The following is a 19,212-nucleotide window of genomic DNA, read 5'->3' as shown; positions in this document are numbered from 1 at the left end:
ATTTTCTCCTCGTTATCGCTGGATCGTGCGGTGCACCTCCGAGTATAGGAGGCGGCCGGCAGCGGGGCGGCGGTCGTGGGCGCGACACGGCCGGCCGCCGCAGTACGGCTGGCCGGACGCCCCGCGCGGCGCGGCTTGCGGCCCGCCGGCATCCGCCCGTGGCACCGCAAGATTGTTGCCGGCGCGGGCGCCTGTCGCGGTCCTGACCACGACAAATGGTATCTTTGACGATCGGGACGACGCGAAAAAGGCGCGAAAAAGGGGCCGGTGAGCCCGTTCGCGTCGGCGTTCCGCTGTGGAAACTGACGGCCGCGAGAGCGGTCGGATACTGGTTGGTCCGGCCGTCCGGCCGGACATCGTGCGTCGCACGCCGGAGGGCGGTGGGCGGTGCAACGACGCAAATCCGGGAGGACCCTTGAGAAAAACGATTCCGATCCACGATGCGCTGGCGCGCTGGTTGCCGCAGGCGGCGTTCGTCGCCGCGGCCGCCGCGCTGACGGGCTGTACGATGACGCCGTGGACCGACAGCTGGCAGCCGATGCGGCCGTCGACGCCGGCGTCGGTCGCCACGCCGGGCGTGATCGCCGGCTATTACCGCGTGAATCCGGGCGACACGCTCGCCGGCGTCGCCGCCGCATACGGGCAGCGCGTGCAGGACTTGGCAATCTGGAACCACATGTCGCCGAATGACGCCGTGTCGCCCGGCCAGGTGCTGCGCGTCGCGCCGCCGCCTGCCGCGACGTCGCTCGGGCAGCCGTCCGCGGCGGCCGCGCAACCCGGCTCGCTGGCATGGCCGGCCACGGGCATCGTCGCGACGCCGTTCTCGGCCGGCAAGACGCGCGGCATCGTGATCGCCGCGTCGGGGCTCGACCGTTCGGTGCGGGCCGCGGCCAACGGGCGGGTCGTCTACGCCGGATCCGGCGTCAAGGCGTACGGCCCGCTCGTGATCCTGAAGCACGACAACGGGCTCATCACGGCCTACGGGCACAACGGCAGGCTGCTCGTCAACGAAGGTGACGCGGTGCGCGCGGGCCAGCCGATCGCCGAGATGGGCACCGACGCGAGCGGCCGCGCGACGTTCGAGTTCGAAGTCCGGCAGAACGGCAAGGTCGTCGATCCGATGAACTTCCTGCCGCGCAACGGCGGCTGACGCGCAGCGTCACGACGTGTGCGCCGCGCGGCGCACACGTTTCCGCCGTCACCCTTCCTTGAGCGCCGCGGCGCCGGACTGCCTCGCATGATTGCCGAGCCATCGGATGCCGAGTGCGAGTCCCGCCGCGCCGAGCGCGATCAGCGAGCACTGGACCGCGACCGGCAGGTAGCCGTGTGGTCGCGGATCGACGAACGGGTAGGGATACCAGTTCTCCAGCGCGCCGCGCACGAGCGTGTAGCCGAGATAGACGACCGGAAAGCCGAGCCACGCGAACGCGCTGCGCCACGGGATCGGCGAGCGCGGCTCCACGTACAGCCAGTCGCACAGCACCACGAGCGGCACGATCCGGTGCAGGACCCAATTGTTGAGGGCCGGGGTGATGTGGCGCAGCGCATCGAGCCGTGCGAGCAGCAGTTCGTAGACGATCGCGGTGATCAGCACGTAGAGCACGGCGGCGCCGCGCATCGATTCGTAGCGGGCCGAGCCCGGGCGCGTGACGCGCGACAGCCCTGCGATCAGCATGGCCGCTGCATACAGGCTGCTCAGTTGCGTGAAGTAGCTGAGGTAGTTGCCGAGATGAAAGGCCGGCATGCCCCAGTAGTCGGCGACGCTGTGCAGCGTGGTGGACACCGCGAGCAACGCGGCGATCAGCCGGTAGGCCGCAACGAAGAACGCTTTGCTCATGATGCCCGCGCAACGTCGCACCAAAGCTTCATCGTGCCACAGCCGCGCACGCGCGCGATGCGGATTTTCCATATGGGGGCCGCGGGGCGGGGCCGCGCGGATTCTTCGGATATTTGATCCGGTCGAGCAACGCCGGCCGCCCGTGAGGCTACAATCGGGGCAGCCGCCGGGCACCGGCCAGCCGCGGCATGTGCCCGCCCCGCATACCCACGAGCAATACGAGACACAGCATGAAAAACATCCTCGCGAAACAGACGCGCTACAGCTCGCCTGCGATCTTCTTTCACTGGGCCGTCTTCCTGCTGGTGGCGCTGGCGTACCTGGCCATCGAGATTCGCGGACCGAAAGGCAGCGACACCCGCGTGTTCTGGATGAACGTGCACTATCTGGCAGGCACTTTCGTGCTCGTGCTCTCGGTGCTGCGCGTGTTGTGGCGGGTGGTCAGCCGCGTGCCGGAGCCCATTCCGCAGGCGACGCTGCTGAAGTGGATGTCGAAGCTCGCACATCTCGCGCTGTACGTATTCATCATCGCGCAGCCGCTGCTCGGCATCATGTTGGTCAACATGGGCGGCAAGCCCGTGTCGCTCGACTGGATCGGCGTGTCGTTCACGCTGTTCGGCCCCGACAAGGCGCTGCGGCCGACGATCAAGGACGCGCACGAACTGATCGGCAACGCGTTCTACTTCGTGATCGGCCTGCATGCGCTGGCCGCGCTCTACCACCATTTCGTCCGGCGCGACGACGTGCTGCGACGCATGGCGCCGTGATCGCGGCGCGCTGAAGCCGCGCAGCAGCCGGGGGCGCATGGTTGTATTGACAACCATGCGCCCCCGGTTCGTTTACCGCGATGCGCGACTGGCCATCGCGGCGAACATTCTGTAACATCTCGGCTGCTTTTACATTCCGCTTACGCATTGCCGCGCATGCTGCACCGACATCGTCACCTGACCGCTTGGCTCGGCGTGTTCGCGATCTGGCTCGCGATCGCGGCGCCGCTGGTGTCGCAGTGGCGCATCGCACGGGCGGCCATCCCCGGCTCAACCGTCTGCAGTGCAGAGCATGGCGCGCACCGTGCGTCCGCTGCGAGCCACGCACACGATCATGCATTGCATCTCGATGCGTGCGGCTATTGCGGCTTCTTCGCGCACAGTCCCGCGATCGGCGGCGCGGTCGCCGCATCGTTCGCCTTCGTCCCGGCCCATGCCGTTTCCGCCGCCGCGCCGCATGCCGTCGCGGCGCGCGCCGACCGCTATCCGCGCGCGTATCCACGCGCACCGCCCGAGCGCGCCTGACGCGCTGTCTTCCGTTTCCTTCATCGCCGATATCCGTGCGGTCCGTCGAGGCCGCGTGGAGGGCGTCACTCGGGCTTTCGATCATGACCATTCTTTCCTTGCGCGCGCCGAGGGCGTCGCGCCATTTCCGTGTGCGGCACGTGCCGCGCGTGCTGAAACTTACCGTTCCCGCGCTGGCCGTCGGCGCGATGACCGCGGCGGCGGCCGCGACCGAATCCGCGCGTGCGGCCGGTACGCCGACGGACGACGCGGCCGCGCTGCTGTCGCCCGTCGAGGTCGTCGCGTCGCCGCTGACGACGCCGCTCGTCGTCGTCACGGATCCGAAGGCGCCACGCCAGCCGCTGCCGGCGAGCGACGGCGCGGACTACCTGAAGACGATTCCCGGCTTCACGTCGATCCGCGGCGGCGGGACGAACGGCGACCCCGTGCTGCGCGGGATGTTCGGGTCGCGGCTGAACATTCTCGCGAACGGGATGCCGACGCTCGGCGCGTGCCCGAACCGGATGGATGCACCGACCTCGTATATCGCGCCGGAAAGCTATGACAAGGTCACCGTCGTGAAGGGCCCGCAGACCGTGCTGTACGGCCCCGGCGTGTCGGCCGGCACCGTGCTGTTCGAACGCGTGACGCCGCGTTTCGAGCGCCCCGGCATGCGTTTCGACGGCAGCGTGGTCGGCGGGTCGTTCGGCCGCAACGACCAGAACGTCGACGTGACGGCCGGCACGCCGGACGTCTATGGTCGCGTCACCGCGAACCACGCGCATGCGCAGGACTACAAGGACGGCAACGGCAATACCGTGCCGTCGCAATGGGACAAGTGGAACGCGGACGCGGCGCTCGGCTGGACGCCCGACGATCACACGCGCGTCGAACTGACGGCGGGCACCGGTGACGGTTATGCGCGCTACGCGGGGCGCGGAATGGACGGCGCGCATTTCCGCCGCGAGACGTTCGGCCTGTCGTTCGACAAGCGGCATCTCGGCGACGTGCTCGACCGGATCGAGGCGCGCGTGTACTACAACGAAGCCGACCACGTGATGGACAACTATACGTTGCGGCAGCCCGACCCGACCAGCAGCATGCCGATGCGGATGGCGTCCGAGGTGCGGCGCCGCACGCTCGGCGCGCGGGCGGCCGCGACGTTCCGTTTCGGCGACGACTTCAAGCTCGTCACCGGCGTCGACGCGCAGTCCAACCGGCTCGACACGCGCTCGGCGATGGGGCGGCAGAACTACGGCGACCAGCCGTGGGATGCGCAGGCGACGATGTGGAACGCGGGCGCGTTCGGCGAGCTGACGTGGTATGCGAGCGATGCGTCGCGCGTGATCGGCGGCGTGCGGGTCGACTACGCGAGCGCGCGCGACAAGCGTGCGACGACGCGCGGGATGATGGCGAGCAAGCCGAATCCGACCTTCGACGACGATCGCGCACGCGTGCTGCCGAGCGGCTTCGTGCGCTACGAACACGACCTCGCGTCGCTGCCGGTCACGTGGTACGCGGGGATCGGCCATGCGGAACGCTATCCCGACTACTGGGAGCTGTTCTCCGCGAAGCGCGGGCCGGCCGGCTCGATCAACGCGTTCTCGGCGGTGCAGCCGGAAAAGACCACGCAGCTCGACATCGGCGCGCAGTACAAGAGCGACCGGTTCGACGCGTGGGTGTCGGCCTACGCAGGCTATGTGCAGGACTACATCCTGTTCAACTATGCGGCCGGGATGATGGGCCCGACCACGCAGGCGACCAACGTCAACGCGCGGATCATGGGCGGCGAAGCCGGCGTGTCGTGGCGGCCGGTCGCACCGCTGCGCGTCGAGACGTCGCTTGCGTATGCGTGGGGGCGCAACGCGACGAGCGGCGATCCGCTGCCGCAGATGCCGCCGCTCGAGGCGCGCGTCGGGCTCGAGTACTCGCGCGGCGCATGGTCGGCCGGCGGGTTGTGGCGGATCGTTGCGCCGCAGCATCGCTATGCACTGAATGAGGGCAACGTGGTCGGCAAGGATTTCGGTCCGAGCGCGGGGTTCGGTGTGCTGTCGCTGCATGCGCAGTACAACGTCAGCAAGAAGGTGCAGATCTCGGTCGGCGTCGACAACGTGCTGGACAAGGCCTACACCGAGCATCTGAACCTCGCCGGCAACGCGGGCTTCGGCTATCCGGCGAATGCGCCGGTGATGGAGCCGGGGCGCACGGCATGGGTGCGCGTGAGCGCGAAGCTGTAACGCACGGCGCGCGTGTGCGATGCAGCATGCGCGCGCGTGAATGCAGCCCCGCCCGAACGGGCGGGGTACGTCAACCGATTAGAGAACCGTATCTAGTCAGGGCGCAAACGTTCGCGACTCGTGATTCACTCCCGCATTCGACGCACACGGTGCCCGCGACCGTTCGCGACTGGCCGTGCACGTCGATCCGATCTCATTCGCACCGGCAGCACAATAATCAGGAGAACATGCATGGCCAGATCGATGCGTTCCAGGGTGGTGGCAGGGGCAGTGGCATGCGCGATGAGCGTCGCGCCGTTCGCGGGGACGACCGCGGTGATGACGCTCGCGACGGCACACGTGGCGATGGCGGCAACCGCGCCGGCGGACAACTACGCGGCGACGCGTTATCCGATCATTCTCGTGCACGGGCTCACCGGTACCGACAAGTACGCGGGCGTGCTCGAGTACTGGTACGGCATCCAGGAGGACCTGCAGCAGCACGGTGCGACCGTCTACGTCGCGAACCTGTCGGGGTTCCAGAGCGACGACGGGCCGAACGGGCGCGGCGAACAGCTGCTCGCTTACGTGAAGACCGTGCTTGCCGCGACCGGCGCGACCAAGGTGAACCTGGTCGGTCACAGCCAGGGCGGCCTCACGTCGCGCTATGTCGCGGCCGTCGCGCCCGATCTCGTCGCATCGGTGACGACGATCGGCACGCCGCATCGCGGCTCCGAGTTCGCCGACTTCGTGCAAAGCGTGCTCGCCTACGATCCGACCGGACTGTCGTCGTCGGTGATCGCCGCGTTCGTCAATGTGTTCGGCATCCTGACGAGCAGCAGCAACAACACGAACCAGGACGCACTCGCCGCGCTGAAGACGCTGACGACTTCCCAGGCCGCGACGTACAACCAGAATTTTCCGAGTGCGGGCCTCGGCGCGCCGGGCAGTTGCCAGACGGGCGCGCCGACGGAGACCGTCGGCGGCAATACGCACCTGCTGTATTCGTGGGCCGGCACGGCGATCCAGCCGACCGTTTCCGCATTCGGCGTCACGGGCGCGGCGGACACCAGCACGCTTCCGCTGATCGACCCGGCGAACGCGCTCGACCTGTCGACGCTGGCGTTGTTCGGCACCGGCACGGTGATGATCAATCGCGGCTCCGGCCAGAACGACGGGCTCGTGTCGAAGTGCAGTGCGCTGTACGGGCAGGTGCTGAGCACGAGCTACAAGTGGAACCATCTCGACGAGATCAACCAGTTGCTCGGCGTGCGCGGCGCGTATGCGGAAGATCCGGTCGCGGTGATCCGCACGCATGCGAACCGGCTGCAGCTCGCGGGCGTGTGATCGATGACGGCACGTGAAGGACGCGCGCCGCTCGCGCGGCGCGTTGCGATCTACGGTGCGGCGGGGCTGGCGGCGATCGCCGGCGTCGCGATCTGGAGCGGCGCGGCATCGCATCGCGGTGCCGACGCGACGCGCACGTCGGCCGACGCGGCAGCGCTCGGCGCCGTGAGCGCCGCACCGCCGCCGACCGCGTTGCCGGCGAGCGCGGGTTTACCGTCGTCGCTTGCCGGTTCCAGCGCGCCGCGGCTGCCGCTCGATGCCGGCGGCCATCTCACGAAGTCGCGGGCGGTGCGCGATTTCTTCGACTACTGCCTGACCGCGCAGAGCGACTTGAGCGCGACCGCGCTCGATGCGCTCGTCGTGCGCGAGATCGCCGCGCAGCTCGACGGCACGGTGGCGCAGCCCGAGGCGCTCGACGTCTGGCATCGATACCGCGCGTATCTCGACGCGCTCGCGAAGCTGCCGGAGGCGGGCGCGGTCGACAAGGCCGATCTCGGTGCGCTACAGCTCGCGCTCGACCAGCGCGCGTCGATCGCACATCGGACGCTCGGTGACTGGAGCCAGCCGTTCTTCGGCGCCGAGCAGTGGCGGCAGCGCTACGATCTCGCGCGGCTGAAGATTGCGCAGGACCGCACGCTGACGGATGCGCAGAAGGCGGAGCGGCTCGCGGCGCTTGCGCAGCAGATGCCGGCCGACGAGCGCGCGGCTCAGCAGAAAGCCGACCGGCAGCGGGCCGCGATCGATCAGATCGCGCAGTTGCAGAAGAGCGGGGCGACGCCCGATGCGATGCGCGCGCAACTGACGCAGACACTTGGCCCCGAAGCCGCCGCACGCGTCGCGCAGATGCAGCAGGACGACGCGACTTGGCAGAGCCGCTATGCCGACTATGCGGCACAGCGTGCGCAGATCGACGCGGCCGGGTTGTCGCCGCAGGATCGCGATGCGCAGATCGCCGCGCTGCGGCAGCGCATGTTCACGAAGCCCGGCGAAGCGGTGCGCTCGGCGTCGCTCGACCGCGGCGCGGCTGCCGCGCAATGACGCACGCGGTCATGCCGCGCGCGTGAAGTGTCGCGGCAGGTGCTGTTCGATGGTTGCCGCGAGCGTGTCGAACGCGGGGCCGATGCCTTCGTGCGCGACGCACGCATAGCCGAGCAGCAGCCCGCGCCGCGCGGTGTCCAGGCAGCTGTAGTAGCTGGTCAGCGGACGCACGATCACGCCTGCGTCGAATGCGCTTTGCGTGACCGCGCGATCGTCGCACGTGTCGGGCAGGCCGAGCACCAGATGCAGGCCGGCCTCGTCGCCCATCACGGGCAGCGCGTCGCCGAAGCGCGCATGGATCGCGTCGATCAGCAATTGCCGGCGCTCGCCGTACAGCGTGCGCATTCGCCTGACGTGCGAAGTCAGGTGCCCGTCCATGATGAATTCGGCGAGCACGGCCTGCTGCATCAGCTGGCCCTCGCGATACAGCTCTGACAGCCCGGTGCGGAACGTATCGACCAGATGCTCCGGCACGACCATGTAGCCCATCCGCAGGCCCGGGAACAGCATCTTGCCGAGGCTGCCGACGTAGATCACGCGGCCGCCGTCGTCGAGCCCCTGCAACGACGCGAGCGGCCTGCTGCCGTAGCGGAATTCGCTGTCGTAGTCGTCCTCAATGATCCAGCAGCGGTGCTGGCGCGCGTATTCGAGCAGCATCCGGCGCCGCGCGAGACTCATCACCATTCCGAGCGGATATTGATGCGACGGCGTGACGAGCACGAGCCGCGGCGGATGCTGCATGTCGCTCGCGCGCGGATCGAGGCCCTCCTGGTCGACCGGCACCGGTGTGAGCGCGAGGCCGGTCGCCTGCAGTACGCTGCGCACGCCCCAGTAGCACGGCTCCTCGACCCACGCACGATCGCCGATGTCGGACAGCAGCCGCACCGCGAGATCGATCGACTGATGGATGCCGGTCGTGATGATTACCTGGTCCGGCGAGCATTTGACCGAGCGCGCAACGCGCAGGTAGTCGGCGAGCGCACGGCGCAGCGGCCGGTAGCCGCCGCCCGGCGCATAGGTCAGCAATTCGGGATTCGCCTCCTTCCACAGCCGCGCCTGCAGGCGGCTCCAGGTGCGGCTCGGGAATTCGGACACGTCCGGCACGCCCGGCATGAAGGCGCCCCACTGGCGCCGTGACACGCCCGCATGCTCGATCAGCTGCCGCCCGCGCATCGACAGGCCGCCCTGCGCGTCCTGCTGCGGCGCCGTACCGACATCGGACGGCGGCGGCGCGGCGCCCGGCACGCGAATCGCGGCGGCGTCCGGGCGCGTGTCGGCCACGTAGGTGCCGCTGCCCGTCGTCGTCAGCACGTAGCCTTCGGCCGTCAGTTGGTCGTACACGTGCAGCACGGTATTGCGCGCGATCGACAGGTCGGCCGCCAGCGTGCGCGAACTCGGCAGCTTTGTCCCTGGCCCCAATTCCCCGGTGAGAATGGCTTGCTGCATCTGTTGCAGCAGTTGGCGGTACATCGGCTCGGACGAGCTGCGGTCGAGACGGGCGGAGAGCCAGTCGGCGAGGATCACGGTATCCAAAGTGGTTCTACTTGGAATATTGAAATGGTTCCCTAGTATAGAACCGTGCGGGCCGTATAGTGGGTCCATCTCAAAAACGTTTGTCGCGCAGCAAGGGGACAGCCACGATGAAGTCCGATGATGTGATCGTCAGCTTTCGCGGCGTGCGGAAGACCTATGACGGCGAGACGCTGGTCGTCAAATCGCTCGACCTCGACATCCACCGAGGGGAATTCCTGACGCTGCTCGGGCCGTCCGGCTCGGGCAAGACCACCTGCCTGATGATGCTGGCGGGCTTCGAGTTTCCGACGGGGGGCGAAATCCGCCTCGACGGCGAACTGTTGAATACCGTGCCGCCGCACAAGCGCAACATCGGCATGGTGTTCCAGAACTACGCGCTGTTTCCGCACCTGACGGTCGAGCAGAACGTCGCGTATCCGCTGACGGTGCGCAAGCTGTCGGCAGGCGAGCGCGCGGAGCGTGTCGCGCATGCGCTGAAGATGGTGCAGATGGAGCGCTTCGCGAAGCGCTATCCGGCGCAGTTGTCGGGCGGCCAGCAGCAGCGCATCGCGCTCGCGCGTGCGCTCGTGTTCGAGCCGAAGCTCGTGCTGATGGACGAGCCGCTCGGCGCGCTCGACAAGCAGTTGCGCGAACACATGCAGTACGAACTGAAGGCGCTGCACGAAAAGCTCGGCGTGACCTTCGTGTACGTGACGCACGACCAGGGCGAGGCGCTGACGATGTCCGATCGCGTCGCCGTGTTCGACAAGGGTATCGTCCAGCAACTCGATACCGTTGACCGCCTGTACGAATCGCCGTGCAACGAATTCGTCGCGAACTTCATCGGCGACAGCAACCGGCTGCGCGGCACCATCGCGCGCGTCGACGGCGAGTTCTGCGAATTCCGGCTCGACGACGGCACGCAGCTCGTCGGGCGCCGCATCGGCGACGCGGCCGAAGGCGCGCAGGCCGTCGCGTGCATCCGCCCCGAACGCATGAGCCTCGCGAACGGTCACGCGAACGGCACCGCCAACCGCGTGACCGGCGAGGCGCGCAGCCTGATCTATTTCGGCGATCACGTGCGCATGCGCTGCGCGCTGCCGGGACAGGACGAATGCTTCGTGAAGGTGCCGCTCGGCACCGGCGCGCTCGATGCGTTCTCGCCCGGCGCGCCGGTGTCGCTCGCGTTCGCGCCCGAGCACCTGCGCGTGTTCGCCTGATATATGTTTTCCGCGATTTTCCGCAGCACGTCGTCAACAACAACTGCCCACTTCCACCACGAGAGGAGAGGAACCACCATGAACGGAGCAAGCTCTACCGCGCGTCGTACCGCGCTCGCACTGGCGCTCGCCGTCGTCGGCGCATCGGCCACGGCGGCCGAACTCACGGTCGTCAACTTCGGCGGCGCGAACGGCGACGCGCAGAAGGCCGCGTTCAACCAGCCGTTCGAGAAGGCGACCGGCAACAAGGTCACGGCCGTCGAATACAACGGCGAGCAGGCCAAAGTGAAGGCGATGGTCGAGGCGAAGCACGTCAACTGGGACGTGGTCGAAGTCGAATCGGGCGACCTGAACCGCGGCTGCGACGAAGGGCTGTACGAGAAGCTCGACTGGTCGAAGATCGCGAAGAAGTCCGACCTGATTCCGGAATCGCCGCAGGTGTGCGGCGTCGGCTTCTTCGTTTGGTCGACCGCGCTGTCCTACAACGCGGACAAGCTGAAGACCGCGCCGACCGGCTGGGCCGATTTCTGGAACGTGAAGAAATTCCCCGGCAAGCGCGGGATGCGCAAGGGCGCGCGCTACAACCTCGAGTTCGCGCTGATGGCCGACGGCGTCGCGACGAAGGACGTGTACAAGGTGCTCGGCACGAAGGCCGGCCAGGATCGCGCGTTCAAGAAGCTCGACGAGCTGAAGCCGTACATCCAGTGGTGGGAGGCGGGCGCGCAGCCGCCGCAGTTCCTGGTGGCCGGCGACGTCGTGATGTCGACCGCGTACAACGGCCGCATCGACGCCGCGCAGAAGGAAGGCAAGAACCTGAAGGTCGTGTGGAACGGCAGCATCTACGACCTCGACTACTGGGCGATTCCGAAGGGCTCGCCGAACAAGGCGCTGGCCGAGCAGTACATCGCGTACACGCTGACGCCGAAGCCGCAGCAAGGGTATGCGCAGCACATCGCGTACGGCCCCGCGAACGTCGCGGCGATCAAGTCGCTCGACGCGAAGACGCTCGCGAACCTGCCGAACTCGCCGGCCAACGGCAAGAACGCGGTGCTGGAGGATATCGGCTTCTGGACCGATCACAGCGACGAGCTCGAGCAGCGCTTCGCAGCGTGGGCGACGAAGTAACAGCCGTTCAGGTGTCCTGATGCAACCGGCCGCGCGGCGCTGAACGCGTCGCGCGGCATTCCGCCGGATCGAGCCCGGCCGGAGAGAACCGTTGAACACGATGACGATCGCCCCTTCCTCGCAGTCGACCGCCGCGCTCAAGCGCGAGCTGAAGGCCGCCGAGGCCCGCAAGCGCACGATGGCGCTGATGCTGATCGCGCCGCTCGCGATCTTCCTGCTGCTCATCTTCGTCGTGCCGATCGGCACGCTGCTCACGCGCGCGGTGCAGAACCCCGAGATCGCGACCGCGCTGCCGAACACGATCGCCGCGCTGTCGGGCTGGGACCGCAAGGCACCGCCGGCGGACGCCGCGTATGTCGCGCTCGCGACCGACATGGCGAAGGTCGCCGACAGCGAGGCGATGGGCGCGCTCGCGCGGCGCCTGAACACCGAGATTCCCGGCTACCGCTCGCTCGTCGCGAAGACGGCGCGTGCGATGCCGCTGAAGGGCGACAATGATGCGGCGCTGACCCCCGCGCAAACGCGTACGAAGCTGATCGACCTCGATTCGCGCTGGGGCGACGTGGCGTACTGGCAGTCGATCGCGAAGAACGGCAGCCAGGTGTCGCCGTTCTACCTGCTCGCCGCGCTCGACCACAAGCAGGACGGCTTCGGCCAGATCGTGCAGGCCGATCCCGACCAGTCGATCTATCTCGCGATCTTCGGCCGCACGTTCGTGATCGGTGTCGCGGTCACGCTGTTCGCGCTGCTGCTCGGCTATCCGCTCGCGTACTGGATCTCGACGCTGTCGGAGCGCCGCGCGAACCTCGTGATGATCCTCGTGCTGATTCCGTTCTGGACCTCGGTGCTGGTGCGCGTCGCCGCATGGATCGTGCTGCTGCAGAGCGAGGGGCTCGTGAACAAGGCGCTGATCGGCAGCGGGCTGATCTCGCATCCGCTGACGCTGCTGTTCAATCGCGTCGGCGTGTACATCTCGATGACGCACATCCTGCTGCCGTTCATGATCCTGCCGCTCTACAGCGTGATGAAGTCGATCCCGCCGACCTACCAGCGCGCGGCCGTGTCGCTCGGCAGCCATCCGTTCGCCGCGTTCTGGCGCGTGTACGTGCCGCAGACCTATCCGGGCGTCGGCGCGGGTGCGCTGCTCGTGTTCATCCTCGCGATCGGCTACTACATCACGCCCGCGCTGCTCGGCGGGCCGAACGACCAGATGGTCAGCTACTACGTCGCGTACTTCACGAACGTGACGATCAACTGGGGCATGGCGTGTGCGCTCGGCGGGCTGCTGCTCGCGGCGACGCTGGTGCTGTATGCGGTGTACGGGCGCTTCACGCGCACGAACGTGAGCCTCGGCTGAGCGCCGGGCACAGGGAAACGGGAAGGGGATTCGGACCATGAAACTCGCCAGGCCGCTGTTCGCGCCGCACATGTCGTTCGTCGAGCGCGCGTGGTACATCGCGTTGCGCGTGCTCGTCGTGCTGACGCTGTTGTACCTGATCCTGCCGGTGCTCGCGATCGTGCCGCTGTCGTTTTCGTCGAGCACGTTCCTCGTCTATCCGATTCCGGGCTTCTCGACACGCTGGTACGAGAACCTGATCGCGTCGGACGAATGGCGGATGGCCGCGAAGAACAGCTTCATCGTCGCGCCGTCGGCGACCGTCGTCGCGACCGTGCTCGGCACGCTCGCCGCGATCGGCCTCACGAAGGCGGACTTCCGCGGCAAGGGGCTCCTGATGGCCGTGCTGCTGTCGCCGATGATCGTGCCCGTCGTGGTGGTCGGCGTCGGCATGTACCTGTTCTTCGCGCCGCTCGGGCTCGCGAATACCTACACGGGGCTGATCGCCGCGCACGCGGCGCTCGGCGTGCCGTTCGTCGTGACGACGGTGGCCGCGACGCTGCAGGGTTTCAACCAGAACCTGGTGCGTGCGAGCCTGTCGCTCGGCGCGAACCCCGTCACGACGTTCTTCCGCGTGACGCTGCCGGTGATCGCGCCGGGTGTGATGTCGGGCGCGCTGTTTGCGTTCGCGACGTCGTTCGACGAAGTCGTCGTCACGCTGTTCCTCGCGGGCGCGGACCAGACGACGCTGCCGCGCCAGATGTTCACCGGCATCCGCGAGAACATCAGCCCGACGATCGCCGCGCTCGCGACGATCCTGATCATCTTCTCGACGAGCCTGCTGCTCGCGCTCGAATGGCTGCGCGGACGCAACGCGCGGCGCGCGGTGTCGTAACGGCCGAACGCGCACCGATCGCCGCGCCGCCGGGCCGCCGATCGGTGCGTTCTCAACGATGGCGCGCACCCGGCGCGCCGAAGCTTTCGTTTCGCTGACTGCCGGCGCCGTTGCCTGCACGTTCGATACGGCTCTGCAACAATACGAGTCGCGACGGCACGTGAACCGGTTTCACCGCGGGATATGCGCCGCCGCGCCGCTCAATCCGCGACGCCGCGCGTCGCTCGTCAGCCGAGCCTCATCTTGTCCGAATTCGCATCCCCCTCCGGCACCCGGGAGCCGGTCGTCAACTGGCGCGCGATGTCCGCCGTGCTGCTGGCCGTCGCGCTCGCGACGCTCGACACGGCAATCGCGAACACCGCGCTGCCCGCGATCGCCACCGACCTGCACGCGTCGCCGGCCGCGTCGGTGTGGATCATCAATGCATACCAGCTCGCGATGGTCGCGACGCTGCTGCCGTTCGCGTCGCTCGGCGACATCGTCGGTCACAAGCGCGTGTATATCGTGGGCCTCGCGGTATTCACGCTCGCATCGCTCGGCTGCTCGCTCGCGGCGACGCTGCCGCAGCTGACGGCGGCCCGGATCGTGCAGGGCTTCGGCGCGAGCGCGATCATGAGCGTGAACGTCGCGCTGATCCGCAATCTATTTCCCGCGCACCGGCTCGGGCGCGGCGTCGGCTTCAACGCGCTCGTCGTCGGCGTGTCGTTCGCGGTGGGGCCGACGATCGCGTCGCTGATCCTGTCGGTGGCTGCGTGGCCGTGGCTGTTCGCGGTGAACGTGCCGCTCGGCGTGCTCGCGCTTGCCGTGGCGATTCCGTCGCTGCCGCAGACGGCGCGCGGCAAGCACGCGTTCGATCCGCTTGCCGCGCTGTTCAACGTGATCACGTTCGCGTCGCTGATCTTCGCGCTCGGTGAATTCGCGCAGCGCGGGCCGCTGTCCGTCGTGTTCGCGGCCGCCGCGGTCGCGCTCGCGTTTGGCTGGCTGCTGATCCGGCGCCAGGCCGGGCACCCGGCGCCGATGTTGCCGGTCGACCTGTTCCGTCGGCCTGTGTTCACGCTGTCCGCGCTGACGGCCGTGTGCGCGTTTGCCGCACAGGGGCTCGCGTTCGTGTCGCTGCCGTTCTATTTCGAAACCGTCCTGCACCGCAATGCGGTGGAAACCGGCTTCCTGATGACGCCGTGGTCGGCAGTCGTCGCGCTCGCCGCGCCGATCGCGGGCCGGCTTTCGGATCGTTACCCACCCGGGCTGCTCGGTGCGATCGGTCTTGCGTTGCTGAGCGCGGGGATGGTGTCGCTCGCCGCGCTGCCGGCGGCGCCGACCGTTGTCGACATCGGCTGGCGGATGATGCTGTGCGGCGCGGGTTTCGGCTTCTTCCAGTCGCCGAACCTGAAGGCGCTGATGTCGAGCGCACCGCCCGAGCGCAGCGGCGGCGCGAGCGGGATCATCGCGACCGCGCGGCTGATCGGGCAGGCAACCGGCGCGGCGCTCGTCGCATTGTCGTTCGGGATCGCGGGGCGGCATGGGCCCACGCTTGCGTTGATGCTGGGCGCGGGCTTTGCCGGTGCCGCGAGCGTCGCGAGCGGGCTGCGGCTCTTCGCGCCGTCGCATCGGGCCGGCGCGCCGGTCGCGTCGACGCCGGTGAAGGAGCGGGCGACGGAGTAGCGCGCCGAAGCCCGGAAATTTTTCGGCCGGCGCGCGACGAACCTCCGCCGCGCGCCGGCCTTCGCATCACGCTCAGAAGCCGCCCGTCTGGATCAGCTTGTTGAGGTTCGCGATGTTCAGGCTGCCGAAGCCGGTCGTCAGGTCCCAGCTGGTGCCTGCGTTGTAGCCATACCCCTGATAGCCGTTGTTCCCCGACACGATGTCATAGCGCACGAGCGACGGGTTCGACGGAATGTCCGCATAGAACTTGCCGGCCGGGAACCCGAGGCCCGTGCCGTTCGCCGCGAGCAGGCGCGCCCAGAAGCCGGTGAAGATCGGCGCAGCGAGGCTCGTGCCGCCGATCTGCTGCAACTGGCCGTAGTTGTAGATGTACGCGCCCGTGCTTTGCGCGGCGTCGAACGACACGTCGGGCAACTGACGGTTGCTGCCCGACTGCCACGACGGCGCCGGCAGGATCGTGCTGACGCCGCCGCCCGTCGCCCACAGCTTGCCGTTGCCGTCGAGGCCTTCGTTCCACACCGTCTCGTTCGAGAACGCACCCGCCGACGTGGTGTACAGCGTCGTGCCGCCGATCGCGAGCACGTGCGGCGACGCGGCCGGCCACGACACCGTGTAGTTCGCGCCGTCCGGATAGCCGCGGTTGTTGCACTCGTACACGCCTTCGTCGCCCGACGACACCGAGAACGTCTGGCCTTGCGCGGCGGCCGTCGTGAAGATCTGCTCTTCGGCGTCGATCGTGCCGTCCGCGTTCGCGTCGGTCTCGCACCAGCCGAGCGACACGTTGATCACCTTCGCGGTGTTGTCCGACACCGCGCGGTTGAACGCCTGCGTGAGCCCGGTATTGCCGGCGGCGTTCAGGTCCGCCATGTAGAACACGAGCTTTCCGACCTGGCCGCCGGCCGAGCCGACGATCGACTGGCTGTCGAGATCCCATTCACCCTGGCCGTCCTGGTCGTCGCTGTAGCTGCCGGTCGTGCCGGTGCCGTTGGTCTTCACGGTCTGGGTCGTGACCGTGCCGTAACCGTTGCTCGACGTGAACTGCTTCAGGTCCTGCAGCGTCTGCGACACGCCGCCGATCGTGATGATGCCGACGGTCACGCCGGCCGCGGTCGGCACGCCGGTCGCGTTGTAGAGGCCCGGGAATTCCTTCGGATAGTGGCCGGTGGCCGTGCCGGCCGCGAGCGCCTGCGGCTTCGCGACGTTGCCGACGCGCAGCATCGGCCGTGCGCGTGCGACGTTCTGCAGCCCGAGCACCGAGCCGACGACGTCGCCGAGCGCACGCGGCACCTGCGCGGTCGACGCGTTCGCGAAGCCCGAGCGGCCTGCGTACTGGAAATGCACGAGCGACGTGTTGAACGCCGTCTTCACCGTGCCGGCCGTGCCGCGCGCGGACACCAGCAGTCGGTTTGGCGCGACCTCGATGTTCACGAAGCCGCTCTTGCGCAGATAGTCGACGACCGACTTCACCTGCGCGTCGGTCGGCGCGTAGCCGGCGAGGAACTGTTCGTGCGTGAGGTACTGACGGTAATGCGCATTGCCGGGCCGGTTCACGTCGTGCGCGAGTTGCTTGAGCTGCGCGGCGTTGCGCAGCTTCAGGCTGACGACGACGTCGGTCGTCTCGCCGGCCGCGAGTTCGAGCGACGGCGCCGTGCTGCGCGCCATCAATTGCGGGCCGGTCAGAAAGGCCTTCGTGTGGGTGTCGACCCAGTCCGTCGTCGCATGCGCCGCAGCGGCGGCGAACACGAGCGGTACCGCACACGCAAGGCAGCGGGGCGACGGAAGGGGAAGGGCAAGCCGGGCGTTCCTTTTCATCGGGAGTCCTTTTTAGGAGAGACGACGTTGCTGGAGCCCCCGACCCTTGTGGGGTCGCGAGCGGTGACGAGCGTAGGGCGTCGGTGCCGTTCAGGTAGCTGCCAGTTTCCATAGCTGTCAGTTCTGACATCGGCGTGCTCGCGCGGCTGTGGCGCGTCATGCATGCACAGAGCGACGAGGCCGGCGGAGGGAACCGGTTCGCCGCGCGGTCACGCGGCGGTCGGCGACGTTTGCACGCACGACGCGTTCGTTGCGGTCTCGGAATGCGCGCGATCGCGGAGCGAATCGCCGCGCGAGCGCATTGCCCGCGATCGGGTGTCGACGTGTCGCGCGTTGCACTATGTGGTCAAGCGCCGCCGCGACGCCAACGCGACGACGGTCGGACGCGAGGATGCACAAAAACGGGGCCGGTCGACCGCGAGCGTTTCCCGAATTGTGGAACGCCGCGTTGCCGAGTCTTGCGGTGAGCTTTCGGTTCGCAGATCGGGCGAGCGGATTAGAGGAAGGGCTCGAATTCGGTCGATGGCTCCGTCTCGCCGCGCGCGCGATGTCCGCCGCAAGCCGATTCGCTGCCGTTCGGCCCGCTCCGGCGAACGGGCGCACGGCGGGATCGAACGATGCCGCCCGCGAAATTCCTCCTTGACGCGTATCGGTCGGCGGCTATCCTTCAATTCATAACCATCGGGTTATGGATTCAAACATGCAGAACGCTCACGACATGCTTTTCAGGACACTTGCCGACCCAACGCGCCGCGCGCTCTTCGAGCGGCTGTGCGAGGAGGGCGAGTTGACGGTCGCCGCGCTGACGGCCCATGCAGGCGTGTCGCAACCGGCGGTATCGAAGCATCTGGGCGTACTGAAGCAGGCCGGGCTCGTGAGCGACCGTCACGAAGGCCGGCAGACGCACTACAGCGCGCAGCCGCAGGCGCTGACTCCGTTGATCGACTGGACCAGCCAGATGGCCGGCTTCTGGCAGAACCGGTTCGATGCGCTCGAAGATCTGCTCAGGAGAATGGATCAATGAACCAGGCCACTACCGAAACGCGTACCGTCGTCGTCGAACGGGAATTGCCTCATCCGCCGGAGAAGATCTGGCGCGCGCTCACGCAACCGCATCTGATCGAGGCGTGGCTGATGCAGAGCGACTTCGAGCCCGTCGCGGGCCGCGCATTCAGCTTCCGCGCGGACTGGGGTTCGGTCGACTGCACGGTGCTGACGATCGAGCCGCAGTGCGTGCTGTCCTATACGTGGGCCGCGTACGGCCTCGAAAGCGTCGTCACGTGGACGCTCACGCCGACGCCGCGCGGCACGCTGCTGCGCATGGAACAGGCCGGTTTCCGCACGGACCAGGAGCAGGCGTACCGCGGTGCGCAGCACGGGTGGGCGCGGTTCTTCGCGTCGCTCGAACAGGTGCTGGCGCGTCCCGATGAAGACCAGGAGGGCCGGGCATGAGCGCATCCGGCCTGGAGCTGGCGCCGTCGGCACGCATCGACGCGCTGATCGCGGGGATCGCCGACTGGCGCGGCAAGACGTTCGCCGAGCTGCGCGAGACGATCCTCGCCGTCGACGATGGCATCGTCGAGGAATGGAAATGGATGGGCAGCCCGGTGTGGGAGTGCGACGGGATGATCGCGGTCGCGAATGCGCACAAGGGCAAGGTGAAGCTCACGTTCATGCACGGCGCGCACCTGCCCGACCCCGACGGGCTGTTCAACGCGGGCCTCGACGGCAATGCGCGCCGCGCGATCGATTTCCTCGAAGGCGACAAGCTCGACAAGCGGGCGTTGAAGCGCCTCGTTCGCGCGGCGATCGACTACAACCGTGCGCACCTGAAGAAGAACGCGCGGGCCGGCGCGGGCACCAGGACGCGAGGCGACAAGGCCGCGTAACGAGCGGGCGCGTCGGTGCGCAACCCGCGTGCAAAAAAAAGCCCGACACGAG

The 19,212-nt window shown here is 68.1% G+C and carries 17 protein-coding genes; 14 read left to right on the top strand and 3 right to left on the bottom strand.

The features are described from left to right. Nucleotides 1-415 precede the first annotated feature (415 nt). Nucleotides 416-1,150, top strand: coding sequence for a peptidoglycan DD-metalloendopeptidase family protein (locus DIE23_RS09070; protein WP_124611800.1), 735 nt, complete (start codon nucleotides 416-418; stop codon nucleotides 1,148-1,150). Nucleotides 1,151-1,198: 48 nt separating this feature from the next. On the opposite strand, the gene DIE23_RS09065 is transcribed toward DIE23_RS09070, so the two are convergent. After that, on the bottom strand, nucleotides 1,199-1,837 hold the full coding sequence (locus DIE23_RS09065; RefSeq protein ID WP_124611799.1) for a Pr6Pr family membrane protein: 639 nt from the start codon (nucleotides 1,835-1,837) through the stop codon (nucleotides 1,199-1,201). Between the two features lie 230 nt (nucleotides 1,838-2,067). On the opposite strand from DIE23_RS09065, the gene DIE23_RS09060 reads away from it, so the two are divergent. From DIE23_RS09060 to DIE23_RS09040, 5 genes are all read left to right on the top strand, one after another. Next, nucleotides 2,068-2,604 carry a cytochrome b gene (locus DIE23_RS09060; RefSeq protein WP_124611798.1) on the top strand — a complete coding sequence of 179 codons (537 nt, stop codon included), beginning with the start codon at nucleotides 2,068-2,070 and terminating at the stop codon, nucleotides 2,602-2,604. 156 nt (nucleotides 2,605-2,760) lie between these two features. Continuing rightward, a complete protein-coding gene (locus tag DIE23_RS09055; RefSeq protein WP_124611797.1) occupies nucleotides 2,761-3,129 on the top strand; it encodes a DUF2946 domain-containing protein in 369 nt (122 codons plus the stop codon). Between the two features lie 83 nt (nucleotides 3,130-3,212). Further along, complete coding sequence (locus DIE23_RS09050) at nucleotides 3,213-5,345, top strand: TonB-dependent copper receptor (RefSeq protein WP_124611796.1); 2,133 nt, start codon at nucleotides 3,213-3,215, stop codon at nucleotides 5,343-5,345. A 231-nt stretch (nucleotides 5,346-5,576) separates the two neighbouring features. Further along, on the top strand, nucleotides 5,577-6,671 hold the full coding sequence (locus tag DIE23_RS09045; RefSeq protein ID WP_124611795.1) for a triacylglycerol lipase: 1,095 nt from the start codon (nucleotides 5,577-5,579) through the stop codon (nucleotides 6,669-6,671). 3 nt (nucleotides 6,672-6,674) lie between these two features. After that, a complete protein-coding gene (locus DIE23_RS09040; RefSeq protein ID WP_124611794.1) occupies nucleotides 6,675-7,709 on the top strand; it encodes a lipase secretion chaperone in 1,035 nt (344 codons plus the stop codon). A gap of 9 nt (nucleotides 7,710-7,718) precedes the next feature. Here the strand turns inward: DIE23_RS09040 and DIE23_RS09035 are convergent, their stop codons facing one another. Further along, on the bottom strand, nucleotides 7,719-9,242 hold the full coding sequence (locus tag DIE23_RS09035) for a PLP-dependent aminotransferase family protein (protein WP_124611793.1): 1,524 nt from the start codon (nucleotides 9,240-9,242) through the stop codon (nucleotides 7,719-7,721). Nucleotides 9,243-9,349: 107 nt separating this feature from the next. Between DIE23_RS09035 and DIE23_RS09030 the strand changes: the two genes are divergently transcribed. From DIE23_RS09030 to DIE23_RS09010, 5 genes are all read left to right on the top strand, one after another. After that, a complete protein-coding gene (locus tag DIE23_RS09030; RefSeq protein WP_124611792.1) occupies nucleotides 9,350-10,441 on the top strand; it encodes an ABC transporter ATP-binding protein in 1,092 nt (363 codons plus the stop codon). A 78-nt stretch (nucleotides 10,442-10,519) separates the two neighbouring features. Next, nucleotides 10,520-11,566, top strand: a complete 1,047-nt coding sequence (locus DIE23_RS09025) for an ABC transporter substrate-binding protein (protein ID WP_124611791.1) — start codon at nucleotides 10,520-10,522, stop codon at nucleotides 11,564-11,566. A 100-nt stretch (nucleotides 11,567-11,666) separates the two neighbouring features. Next, a complete protein-coding gene (locus DIE23_RS09020) occupies nucleotides 11,667-12,923 on the top strand; it encodes an ABC transporter permease (RefSeq protein WP_185646413.1) in 1,257 nt (418 codons plus the stop codon). 37 nt (nucleotides 12,924-12,960) lie between these two features. Further along, nucleotides 12,961-13,797 (top strand): ABC transporter permease, encoded by an 837-nt coding sequence (locus DIE23_RS09015; protein WP_124611789.1) that lies wholly within the window; start codon nucleotides 12,961-12,963, stop codon nucleotides 13,795-13,797. A 243-nt stretch (nucleotides 13,798-14,040) separates the two neighbouring features. Beyond that, a complete protein-coding gene (locus tag DIE23_RS09010) occupies nucleotides 14,041-15,459 on the top strand; it encodes an MFS transporter (RefSeq protein ID WP_185646411.1) in 1,419 nt (472 codons plus the stop codon). A gap of 72 nt (nucleotides 15,460-15,531) precedes the next feature. On the opposite strand, the gene DIE23_RS09005 is transcribed toward DIE23_RS09010, so the two are convergent. Further along, entirely contained in the window at nucleotides 15,532-17,271 is a 1,740-nt protein-coding gene (locus tag DIE23_RS09005; RefSeq protein ID WP_124611788.1) for a protease pro-enzyme activation domain-containing protein, read from the bottom strand. 700 nt (nucleotides 17,272-17,971) lie between these two features. Here DIE23_RS09005 and DIE23_RS08995 point away from each other — a divergent pair. From DIE23_RS08995 to DIE23_RS08985, 3 genes are read left to right on the top strand one after another with little or no spacing between them, the layout of a single operon-like run. Further along, a complete protein-coding gene (locus DIE23_RS08995; RefSeq protein WP_124611787.1) occupies nucleotides 17,972-18,295 on the top strand; it encodes a helix-turn-helix transcriptional regulator in 324 nt (107 codons plus the stop codon). After that, nucleotides 18,292-18,723 (top strand): SRPBCC domain-containing protein, encoded by a 432-nt coding sequence (locus DIE23_RS08990; RefSeq protein WP_124611786.1) that lies wholly within the window; start codon nucleotides 18,292-18,294, stop codon nucleotides 18,721-18,723. The genes DIE23_RS08995 and DIE23_RS08990 overlap by 4 nt, the downstream gene beginning before the upstream one ends. Beyond that, nucleotides 18,720-19,160, top strand: a complete 441-nt coding sequence (locus tag DIE23_RS08985) for a DUF1801 domain-containing protein (RefSeq protein WP_124611785.1) — start codon at nucleotides 18,720-18,722, stop codon at nucleotides 19,158-19,160. Before DIE23_RS08990 ends, DIE23_RS08985 begins: the two co-directional genes overlap by 4 nt. Nucleotides 19,161-19,212: the final 52 nt, after the last annotated feature.

This window comes from Burkholderia sp. Bp9143 (genome assembly GCF_003853645.1).
In the GTDB taxonomy this organism is placed as follows: domain Bacteria; phylum Pseudomonadota; class Gammaproteobacteria; order Burkholderiales; family Burkholderiaceae; genus Burkholderia.
The sequence above is the reverse complement of the archived record's forward strand: the minus strand, read 5'-3'. Positions and strand labels throughout refer to the sequence as shown.